This window comes from Lonepinella sp. BR2474 (genome assembly GCF_051851555.1).
Lineage (GTDB): Bacteria > Pseudomonadota > Gammaproteobacteria > Enterobacterales > Pasteurellaceae > Lonepinella.
In genome coordinates, this window is the sequence record NZ_JBPDVH010000001.1 from 546,988 (window position 1) to 560,795 (window position 13,808).

Genomic DNA, 13,808 nt, shown 5'->3' on the forward strand with positions numbered 1-13,808 from the left:
CCCAAAAAAGTGCGGTGAAAACTGACCAGATTTTTATTCGTCGTCAGTGAAACGTGTGGCCTTATAGGTTGGGTTCATCAAGTTTTCCACCGAAAGAATATCATCTAATTGTGCTTCGGTGAGTAAGCCTTTTTCTAACACAACATCTCGCACACTGCGACCCGTTGTGGCGCAGATTTTGCCTACAATATCGCCGTTATGGTGGCCAATAAATGGATTGAGATAGGTGACGATACCAATGGAATTAAACACGAAATTCTCACAAATTTCTTTGTTCACAGTGATACCGTCAATACATTTATCCCGTAAATTCACGCACGCATTGGATAAAATCTGAATAGATTCAAACATAGCTTGACCAATCACGGGTTCCATGACGTTTAATTGTAATTGGCCTGCTTCGGCAGCGAATGTGACCGTGGTGTCGTTACCGATGACTTTAAAGCATACTTGATTCACTACTTCTGGCACCACAGGATTGACTTTGGCTGGCATAATGGAGGAGCCTGCTTGTAATTCTGGTAAATTGATTTCATTTAAGCCTGCGCGAGGGCCAGAAGAAAGCAAACGTAAGTCATTACAAACTTTGGATAATTTCACCGCAGTACGTTTCAATGCACCATGCACCATTACATAGGCACCGCAGTCGGAAGTAGCTTCAATCAGGTTCTCGGATGGTACACAAGGCAAACCGCTCACTTCTGCTAAGTATTTGACCGCGAGTTCAGTATAGCCCTCAGGCGTATTTAATCTTGTGCCGATTGCCGTGGCGCCAAGGTTGACTTCAAGCAATAATTTTGCGGTATGTTGTAAATTACGTACTTCTTCTTCTAACAATACCGCAAAGGCTTTAAATTCTTGTCCAACAGTCATTGGCACCGCATCTTGTAATTGGGTGCGTCCCATTTTTAACACGTTGGCAAATTCTTCCGCTTTGTTTTCAAAGCCTTTTTGTAAATAATGAATGCGGTCAATTAAGGTGAGAATGCTGTTATACACCGCAATGCGGAAACCCGTTGGATAGGCGTCATTGGTGGATTGACTGGCGTTGACATGATCCATTGGGTTAATAATATCGTATTGTCCTTTCTGGTGACCTAATAATTCCAATGCGAGGTTGGCCACTACTTCGTTGGTATTCATATTGACTGACGTACCCGCACCGCCTTGATACACATCGGATGGGAATTGATCCATGCAGCGACCTTTGACTAGAACTTCATCACAGGCTTGTACAATGGCTTTGGCGATTTTTTTTGGAATGGCACCGAGTTCACCATTGGCCAGTGCAGTGGCTTTTTTCACCATCACCATACCCCGCACAAACTCAGGCACATCGGAAATGGTATTTCTAGAAATATTAAAATTTTCTACCGCTCTTAGAGTATGGATGCCCCAATAGACGTCGTTAGAGACTTCTCTTTCGCCTAACAAATCGACTTCAACTCGGGTGTTATTCATAAATTTCTCCTTGTGTTTTGGGATTAGGTTAAATTTATGTAAATAATACCGAAAATTTGTTAAAAAAAAGTTGACGAAGATCACAAAATTAACATGAGACGCAATATATAATTTTATGTGTCGAATTAGAAATAGTAATCTTTAGGAGGTTAAAATAATAGAAAAAACCATAAATCTAGTTGGATTTCTGTTAAAAAACGAGTATATTTTCAGCGCAAAGTGAGTCATGCTTTAGCGATATTTTAATCAATAACAGGAAAAAATATGAGTACAACAGTTCAATCTCAAAAAACATCGAAAAGTGGAAATTCTAAATTACTGGTGAGAATTATTATTGCATTAGTGTTGGGTTCCGCCATTGGTATGATTTTACCGCAAAATTTTATGATTGGTGACACCTCATTGGTCGGTGCGATTACACCTTTTGGTGATTTATTCGTGCGTTTATTAAAAATGATCATGGTACCAATTATTATTTGTTCATTAATTATTGGTTCCAGTAGTATTTCGCCCGATAAATTAGGTCGAGTCGGGGGGAAAGCGATTTTATTTTATGCGATCACCACCTTACTTGCGATTGGTATTGGTTTAGCCAGTGCCACGATTTTCTCCCCTGGTTTAGGGTTGGATTTAAGCGATGCCTCTAAAGCAGTAGAAAAAGCGGCCAATGCGCCAAGTATGGGACAAATTTTATTAAATATTATCCCGACTAATCCGTTTGATTCCATTGCTAAAGGCGATATTTTACCGATTATTGCTTTCTGTTTATTTTTTGGTATTGGCTTGGCTTATTGCCGTGCTAGCGAAGATGAACGCATTAAAAACTCAGCCAATACGGTGTACAGTTTCTTTGATGGCATGAGTGAAATCATGTTTAAAGTGGTCGGTTGGGTGATGCAATATGCGCCCATTGGGGTGTTTGCCTTAATGTTTGTGGTCTTTAATAAAAGTGGGGCCGCAGCGTTTAGTTCGTTATTAAATGTGACCGTGACCTATTTCTTAGGGTTAATCGTGATGATTTTGGTGGTGTATTCCGCTGTCTGTGCGTCAGTTGGATTAAGTCCTGCCACGTTCTTGAAAAAAGTCCGTCCAGCTATGTTAACAGCGTTTGTGACCCGAAGTTCTAATGGTACCTTACCCATTACCATGCAATGTGCAGAAAATATGGGGATCCCAAAATCTGTGTACGGATTTGTATTGCCAGTGGGGGCGACGGTAAATATGAATGGCACCACGGTTTATTTAGGCGTATGTACGTTATTTATTGCGAACGCTTGCGGCATTACCTTAACAGGTGGTGATTATTTCACCATTATTATTACCTCTATGTTAGCGGCTATCGGTACAGCGGGTGTGCCAGGCGCAGGGGCGTTAATGTTGTTATTGGTGTTAGAGTCGGTCGGTATTAAAGTCAGTGGCAGTGTTGCTATTGCCTACGGTATGATTCTAGGTATTGATTCCATTTTAGATATGGGGCGTACATGGATGAATGTGACAGGTGATGCCGTTGCATCGGTTTATGTAGCAAAAACTGAAAAAGAATTGGATGTTGAGCAGTGGAATAGTTAATTTTCACGTCGTTTTTTGTTGAATAGGATTGCGATAGAATACCGCAATCCTATTTTTTTTAGGGGGGAATTGAGTTAAAAGGTAAACCCAAATTTAGCTTGCCAAGTTGTCGCCCTACCTTGTTTAAAGGTATTTTGATTGACACTTGCTGACAGTAACCAGTTATTTTTTTCGAGCGTAGCCCCAACACCCAAGGCCCAGATATTTTTACTGAAAACCGTGGACATACTGTTAAATGTAATATCCTTTAATTTGCTCGTGATCACGTTTCGTTTTCCGTTGAGATAACGAAGATAACTTACATCTAGGTTTGGCGTGATTTTCCAGTTACTTAGAGTAAAGGCGTGGGTCAACTCTATTCCGCTAGATAAGTTTACGTCTGTTTGATGATAAGGTGAGGTTGATGTTGCCCATTCGCCTTTTTCAGTTAAAGCTCGCATACTTAAACGTGTCGCTTGTAATCCAACTTTTGGGGTCAAAGACCAATTACTCAGCGCCAGATTATATCCCGTTTGCCATTCACCACCGATGAACCAACCTTTATTTGAACCCATTCCTAATGTGGCGGAATGAAAGTGGCGGTTTTGTTGGTAATCGACATGGGCGATATTTCCCATGACATCCATAAACCAACCTGTTGTTGCCGGCATATAACGCAATGCCATTTTTGCCTCATGTTGTTTTATAGTGGCGCTAGCATTGTTTTTGATAATATCTGATTTATGGTAGTTTAAATGTCCAGTGAAAAATAACTTATCACTTGGTTTATAAGCCACGCCAATGCCTGTGCTGTACGTTTTAAATTGGGTTTTTTGGTCAAATTGAGTAGCATTTGATGAAAAGTGATCTGATTTATAACGCTGTCCATTACGTTCAACCCAAACGTTGACATGACCTGTAGGGTGAGCTTGTAAATGGGATAAATTTTTATCGGTCTGTGTTAAACCCAGTGCAGTGTGATTTCTCAATAAATCAAGGCTATCCGCATAGATAACATTCCCAATGGCATAATGGAAATGCTGTAAATCATGATATTCAATGGCATGTTGCAGCCAATCATTATAAATGCCTTTTTTCCATGCGATAGGGGTGTCACGTAATGCGTTAAGCAACTGTAATCCATTATTACCATTGCTGTTGGCTTGTGGATCTGTAAATGGCTGATTGGCATTCGCTTGTAAAGTAATCCGCTCATTTTTAAAATATAAATCCTGACGTAATCCTTTTGCGATCAAATTGTCGTTAGAGATCAATTGTGTAAAGCCTCCGGTATAGCTTGCACCATTTTTTAGCGCTAACACGTCAGTAATTGTTTCTCCCGATTGAACGTCTTGAGTTAAGTCATTAGATACGGCTAATATCCCGTTTAAATTGATCAGCGTTCCCGTACCTTCGGCGGTAAATGCTTGTTTTGTATTGAGTATCAATTGGCTATCACTTGTCGCATTAAGGCCTTGATTAACTGTTAAAGCAGATATTGCTAACTGGGCATTGTTGCTGATATGATCGACTGATGTTTGTCCTGTTAATACTAATTTTCCTTCATTTACTACAATCGCTTTTAAGCGGTTATTTTCTCCTGCCAAGGTTAAAGCAGCAGGCCCGTTTTTGGTTAATTGATATTCCCCAGTTAAATCATTAAGCCAAGTATCATTAGTAGAGAGCGTATAGGTTTCATTTTGCAACAATTTTGCAGGTCCATTTATGGCTGCGGATAAATCAATTAATCCCCAACCAAATGTATCATCAATACCAGTTTCGCCTAAATCTGTGGCGGTGGTGAGTAAAGTATCTCGCACTTGGCTTGAGGTAAAATAATTAAAACGTTGTTTCACTAAAGCCAATGCACCTGTGACAACTGGGGCTGCAAAGGAGGTTCCCTCTTGCATTTGTAAGCCGGGCTGTTGAATATGCTGCTCTGCTCCGTTGGTGACAAGCACGGTGAATGACCCAGGTGCAGCGACACACCAATTTTTACTGACACCACAATGATTGGAATAATCTGCTAAATTTTCTCCATCATTAACCGCTACTACCGAAAGATAATGATGTTCCAAGGCGGGTAAATAGCGAGGTAATGCTGCCATAATACCTGGTTGTTGCTTACTTTCATTACCCGCTGCAAATACAATAATACTGCCTTTTTTCACCGCACTTTGAATGGCATTGACCAATTCATTATCTGTTGCTTGTGCAATACCAACCTTATATCGTGTATCAACAGCTTGTGCATCTCCCTCTACAGGATCTTCATTCCAACTATTATTAATTGCCAACGGGTTATTTTCCGTTTGTTTCGCAAAGGCAGTGGCAAGGGTATGACGATAATCTTTTATTTCTGCCTCTTCCCCAAGCAATAATGCCAGTTTACTGTCATTATTTGGGGATATATTTGAATTGTCATCATCATCTTCTTCTGAGGATATTTTTTGGGCTTCTGTGGTGGTGAGATAAATATCCGCCTCTTTTGCTACACCACCCTCATAACCATATTGTGCAACGGATTTGGCACCGATAATTCCAGCAACTTGGCCCCCATGCATGATATAAACTATTTTTTCATCACCGTCTTCATCTTCTTCTGTTTCAATAGGGTAATCTTTAGGATCAAAGCGTTTTTTATTACCTTCAGTATCTGTTGTGTCAAAGGCTAAAGAATGTAATTTTTTCTGGTTAAATAAGGGGTGTTCTGTCATAAACCCTGAATCAATCACGCCTAACTTGACGCCAAGCCCTGAATATTGGTTTGAAATATGTTCCGTTAAGCCAATAGCACTATGAGGATTAATAATTTGTTCCTGTTCTTCCAGTTCCTCAGCATCTTCCGCATAACATGTTGAAGTCATGCTTAAGCCAATCATAACGGCAAGTAATGTCTGTTTAAATGGGTAATTGTCCATATTCATCATTCTCCTTTTTATATAGTTTTAAATACCTGTTTATCACCTAAATAAAAGCGTTTTTCACTGCTAGTTATAAAAACGGCGTTATTTTCTTCTTGATGAAAATAAAAATCAAATAAAACTTATTTTATGCCGAAAATTTTGTAATAACTTTGATTTAAAACAAATAATAGGTTATTAATATATGATTGAGCCTCAATGTTTGTCGGAGAGGATAAAAGTGCGGTGTTTTTGTTGGATTTTTTATTGTGTTCCTAAATTTATTGCTATATAGTTCCGTATATAGCAAATTCAATAGGATCATTATTATGACTTCAACTTTATCTCGTCGTCATTTTATTAAAACCTTTTTGATTGGGGTGTCTTATTTAGCTTTACCACCCTTGGTCTTTTCCCAATCCACACAATCTCTCATTATCCGCACAGGATTATTGAACAAAACGCCGCAACGGATTTTAAGTGCGGGTTTTGTATCTGATTTATTATTAATGGCACTCAGTCCTGAAAAAATGGTAGGCATTGCCACGGATCTTAAACCTCAGAGTAAGAAATTTTTATCCGAACAAATCCAGAATTTACCCCATATCGGGCGAATTGCTGGGCGAGCCTCTACGGCTCCCGTAGAAAAAATTATCAGTTTAAACGCTGATTTGATTTTAGATGTGGGCAGTGTGAGCGAAACTTTTTTGTCCACTGCCGAAAAAATCAGCCAACAAACCCACTTGCCGTATTTTATCCTGTCAGGCAAGTTAGCGGATTCTGCACAACAATTCACCGAATTAGGCGAGTTGTTGCAAGTACAAACGAGAGCGAAAGCCTTAGCGGAATTAGCCAATGAAATATTAAGTAAAACCCATCAGCTTTGTGCAACGGATAATACAAAGGCGTATTTGGGCCGTGGAGCAGACGGCCTAGAAACCGCATTAAAAGGGGCAATTCATACCGAAGTGTTGGATTGGCTTGGTGTACAAAATGTGGCAGAGGGTGCGGGCGAGAAAAAATTAGCTCGAGTGTCAATGGAGCAACTTTTCCAATGGCAACCTGATTTGATTCTAACCCAAGATGCCAATTTTTATCAGCGTACGCAACAAGATCCGCTCTGGCAGGCGTTAACTGCGGTGAAAAATCAGCGAGTTTTTCTCGCCCCGAGTTTGCCATTTAATTGGCTAGATTCGCCTCCGAGTGTTAACCGTTTATTGGGTTGTGTGTGGTTGGCTCATCAATTAAAACCTGAGGCATTGCCACAAGCCACTGCCTATGCGTTGGTGCAACGCTATTTCCGTTTATTTTACGGTTATGCGATTTCTCCATCAGAAATCACCGCACTTTTTGGGAATAACTAATGCCGCTTTTTCGCTTGATTTTGCCTTGTTTGCTGTTGCTTGTTAGCCTTTTGATTGCCTTGAGTTCGGGGCAATTTTCCCTGTCTTTTGCTGATATTTGGCAGTCTTTGAGCCAGGTTGGCGATGTGCTTTCGCAACAGGATATTATTTTGTGGAACATTCGCTTGCCACGCATTGCAACGGCGATCTTGGTTGGGGTGGCCTTGTCGGTGGCGGGGGTAACTTATCAAGGCATGTTTAAAAATCCGTTGGTGTCGCCTGATATTTTAGGGGTTACATCGGGGGCGGGGTTGGGGGCAGTCATCGCTATTTATTTTGATTTTCCCTTGTGGATGATTCAATTTTTCGCTTTTCTTGGTGGATTGTTGGCGGTGGGATTGGTGTACTTCATTGCTAGTACGGTTCGCCGTCAACATCCGATTCTTGCCTTGGTGTTATCGGGTGTCGCCATTTCTGCTTTACTCGGGGCTGGTATTTCCTTACTGAAAATTCTTGCTGATCCCTATAGTCAATTAAGCACCATCACCTTTTGGTTACTCGGGGGATTGAATATGACCAGCTTTAACGATTTAAAATTGGTCGCCCCCTTGGTGTTAATCGCCTTAATTCCGTTGATTTTATTGCGTTGGCGAATGAATGTGTTAAGTCTTGATGATGAAGAAGCCACGGCACTGGGCGTAAACTTGCATCGCACCCGTTTATTATTCATTTTATGTGCGACCTTAATGACATCTGCCGTAGTGTCGGTAACAGGGATTATCGGCTGGGTGGGCTTAATTATTCCGCATATTGCTCGTCTTTGGATTGGGGCGGATTTCCGTTTTTTATTGCCTACTTGCGTTTTATTGGGATCAGCCTTTTTGTTAATTACTGACACGCTAGCCCGTTGTTTATTTGCCATTGAAGTACCATTAGGCGTGATTACCGCTTTTGTCGGAGCGCCGTTTTTCTTGAGTTTATTAATCAAGGGGGAACGGCAATGATTGAAGTCAAAAATCTGAAAATTGGTTATCAACAAACCGTCGCAGATCACCTGAATATTGAATTTCCACATCAAAAAATCACGGCTTTACTCGGTGCAAATGGTTGTGGCAAAACCACCTTATTAAAAACTATTTTAGGATTAATTAAACCCTTACAAGGGGACATTCTGATTGAAAATACACCGCACTTTGATTGGACTGCGGCTCAGTTAGCTCGCACTATTGGCTATGTGCCACAGGCTCAACAAGGGGTGTTTTCTATTCCAGTCTCGGACATGGTGTTATTGGGGCGAACCGCTTATTTGGCTTGGTATGCCACGCCCTCTCGGCAAGATAAACAAATTGCTCAACAATGCCTTGAGCAGTTGAGCATTGCTCATTTAGCCAACAAATCCTATATAGCATTAAGTGGCGGTGAACGGCAATTAGTGCTGATTGCACGGGCGTTGGCTCAACAGCCCCGTTGTTTAATTATGGATGAACCTACCTCCAATCTGGATTTTGGCAATCAGATTCGGGTGCTAGAGAAAATTCAACAGCTACGCCAACAAGGCTTAACCATAATTTTCACTACGCACCAACCTGAGCAAGCTCTGCGTTATGCGGATAATGTGGTGTTAATGGATCAGGCGCGTATTGTTAAACAGGGTGAGCCAAAAGCAGTGATGGAATTGGCATTATTGGCACAAATTTATCGCTTAAGCCCCGAGGTGCTTGTCAAAAATTTAGCGTTATTTAAGGAATAAGATGAACACAATTCATGATATTAATTTTGCCGAACTTTATCAGCATCATTTTCAACAAGCTAGCCGAGAACCTAAATTGCCACAAGATTGGGATCGCAAGGCGGCGCAAATGCAAGCTAGCCAATTTGATTTACACAATCGCTATGTGCAGGATTTTCTTAGTCGCATGAATTTGGATGGTGTGGATTCTGTACTAGACGTGGGTTGTGGTGGTGGCGCCATTTCGCTGGCTTGTGCACCGCATGTGAAACAAGTGTACGCTTTAGATTTCAGCCAAGGCATGCTGAATTTATTACAACAACGCTGCCAACAGCTTAATATTCATAATGTCTTGCCGATGTTGCGCTCGTGGGAGGATGATTGGACGGATGTGCCTGAATGTGATATTTGTGTGTCATCACGTTCTTCAATGGTGGGCGATTTACAAGCGGCGTTGGATAAACTCAATGCAAAAGCCAAAAAAGCCGTGTATATGACGATGACGGTGGATAAAGACTTTATTGATCGGGATGTGTTGCGATTTATCCAGCGAGATGGCGTGGGTTTTCCTAATTATATTTATGCGGTGAATATGTTGTATCAACAAGGCTATCAGGTGAAAGTGGATTTTCTGGAGAGCGGTTGTGGCATGGTTTCTCCTGCGGTGGAAAAAAGAGCGGTGTTTTCTGAGCAAGATTTTATTCGCACTGTAAAATGGTCAATCAGCAGTGATTTGACTGAGGTGGAAATTGCCAAATTAAAGGATTATTACCACCAGAATCAAGTTAATTTAAAGGTTCGCCCAAGTATGAAAAAATGGGCGTTTTTGAGTTGGGTGAAAGAACCAATGTAAACAAGTCTGAAATAATATTCAAATTTTTACAATTATCGTTGTATAATAGTTTATATAATTTCTTTTTATTCTTACCTATAAGGAAACATAATGAAAAAATCATTCATTTGCACGGCAATTGCCGTAGCTTGTTGCTCTGCAACCAGCTACGCTGAAGTCTTTACTCTTGGTCAAATTGAAGTTGTAGAACATAGTGCGGATATGAGTACTGTGTCAGTTAATCAAGATCAACTGCGTCAAAATCAAATCACCAATGTGGCTCAAGTAGCGAAAATGTCGCCTGGGGTGTCTTTTGATCGTGGTGGCGCAAGAGGTGAACAAAATATTCGTGTGCGAGGTTTTGATGCTCGTCGAGTCCCTGTATTTATTGATGGCATCCCTGTTTATGTACCTTATGATGGCACCATGGATTTAGGTCGTTTTACGACATTTGATTTAGCAGAAATCAATATTTCTAAAGGGGCAAGTTCCGTGTTATATGGCGCCAATACTATGGGTGGTGCCGTCAATTTAGTGACCCGCAAACCGGCCCAACCTTTTGAGGGCGTGATTGGTTATGGTTATCAAACAGGGCGTAATAACCATACTGCAGTCAACCAACCTTATTTTAGTTTAGGTACTAAACAAGAAAAATTCTATGCGCAGGTGAGCGGGAGTTTCGTTGAGCGTCAAGGTTTACAGCTTTCTCGTGATTTTCAAGTCACGAGTTATGAAAATGGTGGACGAGCGGATAATTCCTCTAGCCGTGATCGTAAGTTAAGTTTGCGTATAGGTTATACGCCTAACGCAACGGATGAATATGCGATTTCTTATTCCAACCAAGATGCGAGAAAACAACAGCCATTTTATACTGGCAATGGCTCGCCAAGATTCTGGCGTTGGCCAGCGTGGGATAAAGAAAGCATCTATTTCTTATCACATACTGAGTTTGCAGGCGGTCAATATTATCTCAACAGCAAATTATTCCACGACACGTTCAATAATGATTTGTCAGTGTATGATGATGAAACCTTTAGCACGCAAAGTAAAAATAGCTCATTTAACAGCCATTATCGAGACTATTCCTATGGTGCAGGTCTAGAATTTGGGGCGAACACCAGTGCAAAAAATACCTTAAAATTATCCGCACTTTACAAATTTGATGTGCATCGTGAGCATAATGATGGTGATCCTGTGGCACGTAATGAAGATCGTACTTACAGCATTGGATTGGAAGATACCTATAGCTTCACCGATAGCACTAAAGCTATCATTGGCGTGAGCTATGACTATAAAGACGCTGTGCAAGCACAAAATTATCAACGTCTTTATGCAAAAGGCCCTTATGGTTTATATGAATTCGATACGAGTTCACAACATGCTGTCAATTATCAAGCCAAGATTGTGCATAACTTTACTCAACATGACGAGTTAAGCCTTAGTTATGCCCATAAAAGCCATTTGCCAACCATGAAAGAGCGTTATTCTCGTAGTTTGAGTAGAAATCGCTTACCTAACCCATTCTTAAAACCAGAGATTGCTGATCATGTTGAACTCGGTTATTTCCATACCTTTAATGATATGTTTAAGGTGGAAGGCGCATTATTTTATAGTCACATTAAAGATGCAATTAATGAAGTCGCTATCAACGATGCGACCGCTGAAGTACAAAACAAAAATGTGGATAAAGCCATTTATAAAGGTGTAGAGTTGGGCGTAACGGCCTTTTTGACCAAAGATTTCACTTTGGGCGCCAATTACACTTACACCAAAGCAAAAAACAGTGATGCGAGCATTAAAGTGACCGAATTACCACGCCACAAATTCTTTGCGTATGTGGATTGGAAAATGACACCGGAATTATCAGTGTATTTAAGTCAAACGGCTGAATCAGGACGTTATGCTTTAGTGAACAAAAAATACGAAACGCTATCTGGCTTTGGCACCACCGATGCGAAAATCACTTATGCCTTTAAACAAGGCCTAAGCCTTGATGTCGGCGTATCTAATATCTTCGATAAAAATTATTATCTTGCGGATGGTTATGTCGAAGAAGGGCGGGTTTATTTTGCAAATGTGAAATATACATTTTAAGATATAAGACGTGATTTTTAGATATCACGTGGGTCTAATACTTAGAAAAATAAGCGCCCTCATCACTTATTGATGAAGGCGCTGTTTTGTCTCGGCTAGGATTATCTTAAACCAGTGCAAGCTCTGCTCTCATGGCGTCAATCACTTGTTTGTAATCAGGTTGATCAAAAATAGCAGATCCCGCTACGAACATATCCGCACCTGCTTTCGCAATTTGAGCAATATTATTTACTTTCACCCCGCCATCAACTTCTAACCGAATTGGCAAGTCACTTTCATTAATACGTTGGCGAACTTGTTTTAGTTTATCTAGTGTAGCGGGAATAAAAGATTGCCCTCCGAAACCTGGGTTTACTGACATGAGTAAAATAATATCGACTTTATCCATGACATAATCTAAATAGCTTAACGGTGTGGCAGGGTTGAATACTAAGCCAGATTGGCAACCTTGGTCACGAATCAGTTGTAAAGTGCGGTCAATATGGATACTGGCTTCTGGGTGGAATGTGATTGATGTTGCGCCTGCTTTGGCAAAGTCAGTAATTAATCGTTCTACTGGGCTGGCCATAAGATGGACATCAATAGGGCAAGTGATGCCGTAATCACGTAAAGCCTGACAAATTGGTGCACCAAAGGTGAGGTTCGGTACATAATGGTTATCCATAACATCAAAATGAATTAAATCTGCGCCGCAGTTGATGACTTTTTCCACATCTTCACCTAAACGAGCAAGATCAGCGGAAAGAATAGAGGGGGCAATTAAATAAGGTTGCATACGATTTCTCCTATATAGAATCAGAGCTTATTTTACCAGAATGTCATCGTTGTAGCATATTTCTATAAGTAAATAAAGTGCTTTTAAGTCTTTACCCGCTATTTTTTTGAAAGGGAATAATAGCCAGTAAATGAGGCGGTAATACCAGAGTTTTTGGCATGTTGCTTGCCAAATAGGGTGCTCTGTACTGTTTTTGTAAGTGATGACAGCGTGTTTAATTTGTTCTTTGGTGAGAATTGGCTCTCGGCACATACCAATGATAAATAGAATATTATCTTGCACCTGCTGTTGAATTGGATTGTGAGAGATAATATCGACTTCAAAATCCACAAAACTCACGATGCCATTTTTCCATAAGATATCTTTTACAAAAGGTCGACCATGAATCAGTTTTTGTTTATGTAAATCAGCTAAAGCAATCGCACAGTCATTGAGGATTTGTTGTTTTTGTTCGGAGGAAATTAAAGGATCTGCCATCCAATGATTAACGGAAATGCCCGCATCTTCCATCACCAACATACTATCGTTAGCAATATAAATATGAGGAATGGGGGCTTTCTTTTGTTGTAATACTAATAAACGTTTGACTTCTTTATGGAACGTTTTTCTAGGATGAGGTTTGAGAAAGCGTTGAGCACCTTTAGTCTGTTCGGGTTGTTTTAGCCAATAATGGTGGTTTTCAAAAGTAAATGGGTGAACACGTTTTTCGGGGTATTGAAAACAGAGGGTTTTAGCATATTGTTCAAGTGTCATTGATGATTACAAGAAATTGAAAGTGCTAATTATACCATTAAATTGATGGTTACTCGGAGGGGATTTATGTTTTTTTTATTCAAGTCAGTATTTTTTCAAAGAAATTGATAAAAAACACTTGCAAAGGATTTTCAAATCTCTATAATACGCTCCACACAACGACGCACTGTTGTGAAAATCGAACTTTCTAGCGTGCGTCGTTGTTTTTTGTTCTTTAACAATTTATCAGACAATCTGTGTGGGCACTTGTTGATTGACTTGTTTTAAAAAATTAAATAAAACTTGAAGTCTTAATAGGTGCTTAACTTAGAAATTCATTAACTTCTATTCTTTAATAAGAATGGAAAGTACGATTTAAAAGCAAGCAGTT

Annotated in this window: 10 protein-coding genes; 6 read left to right on the forward strand and 4 right to left on the reverse strand. The window is 40.2% G+C overall.

Features of this window, described 5'->3' with window-relative positions; all coding sequences use genetic code 11:
* Positions 1–33 precede the first annotated feature (33 nt).
* Complete coding sequence (aspA, locus tag ACTG7Q_RS02715; RefSeq protein ID WP_439240587.1) at positions 34–1,461, reverse strand: aspartate ammonia-lyase; 1,428 nt, start codon at positions 1,459–1,461, stop codon at positions 34–36.
* 264 nt (positions 1,462–1,725) lie between these two features.
* On the opposite strand from aspA, the gene ACTG7Q_RS02720 reads away from it, so the two are divergent.
* Entirely contained in the window at positions 1,726–3,030 is a 1,305-nt protein-coding gene (locus tag ACTG7Q_RS02720) for a dicarboxylate/amino acid:cation symporter (protein ID WP_439240589.1), read from the forward strand.
* Positions 3,031–3,104: 74 nt separating this feature from the next.
* On the opposite strand, the gene ACTG7Q_RS02725 is transcribed toward ACTG7Q_RS02720, so the two are convergent.
* On the reverse strand, positions 3,105–5,930 hold the full coding sequence (locus ACTG7Q_RS02725; RefSeq protein ID WP_439240591.1) for a S8 family serine peptidase: 2,826 nt from the start codon (positions 5,928–5,930) through the stop codon (positions 3,105–3,107).
* 311 nt (positions 5,931–6,241) lie between these two features.
* Between ACTG7Q_RS02725 and ACTG7Q_RS02730 the strand changes: the two genes are divergently transcribed.
* The 5 genes from ACTG7Q_RS02730 to ACTG7Q_RS02750 all read left to right on the forward strand — a co-directional run bounded on the left by ACTG7Q_RS02730 (position 6,242) and on the right by ACTG7Q_RS02750 (position 11,910).
* Positions 6,242–7,276 (forward strand): iron ABC transporter substrate-binding protein, encoded by a 1,035-nt coding sequence (locus tag ACTG7Q_RS02730; protein ID WP_439240593.1) that lies wholly within the window; start codon positions 6,242–6,244, stop codon positions 7,274–7,276.
* Positions 7,276–8,259, forward strand: a complete 984-nt coding sequence (locus tag ACTG7Q_RS02735) for a FecCD family ABC transporter permease (protein ID WP_439240596.1) — start codon at positions 7,276–7,278, stop codon at positions 8,257–8,259. The genes ACTG7Q_RS02730 and ACTG7Q_RS02735 overlap by 1 nt, the downstream gene beginning before the upstream one ends.
* Positions 8,256–9,005: an ABC transporter ATP-binding protein gene (locus tag ACTG7Q_RS02740; protein ID WP_439240598.1), complete on the forward strand. Its 750-nt coding sequence runs from the start codon at positions 8,256–8,258 to the stop codon at positions 9,003–9,005. Before ACTG7Q_RS02735 ends, ACTG7Q_RS02740 begins: the two co-directional genes overlap by 4 nt.
* Before the next feature lies 1 nt (position 9,006).
* On the forward strand, positions 9,007–9,837 hold the full coding sequence (locus tag ACTG7Q_RS02745) for a class I SAM-dependent methyltransferase (protein ID WP_439240600.1): 831 nt from the start codon (positions 9,007–9,009) through the stop codon (positions 9,835–9,837).
* A gap of 90 nt (positions 9,838–9,927) precedes the next feature.
* Entirely contained in the window at positions 9,928–11,910 is a 1,983-nt protein-coding gene (locus ACTG7Q_RS02750; RefSeq protein ID WP_439240602.1) for a TonB-dependent receptor plug domain-containing protein, read from the forward strand.
* A 106-nt stretch (positions 11,911–12,016) separates the two neighbouring features.
* Here the strand turns inward: ACTG7Q_RS02750 and rpe are convergent, their stop codons facing one another.
* Positions 12,017–12,685, reverse strand: a complete 669-nt coding sequence (gene rpe, locus ACTG7Q_RS02755; protein WP_439240604.1) for a ribulose-phosphate 3-epimerase — start codon at positions 12,683–12,685, stop codon at positions 12,017–12,019.
* 27 nt (positions 12,686–12,712) lie between these two features.
* Positions 12,713–13,438, reverse strand: a complete 726-nt coding sequence (locus tag ACTG7Q_RS02760) for a lipopolysaccharide kinase InaA family protein (protein ID WP_439240606.1) — start codon at positions 13,436–13,438, stop codon at positions 12,713–12,715.
* Between the last annotated feature and the right edge of the window lie 370 nt (positions 13,439–13,808).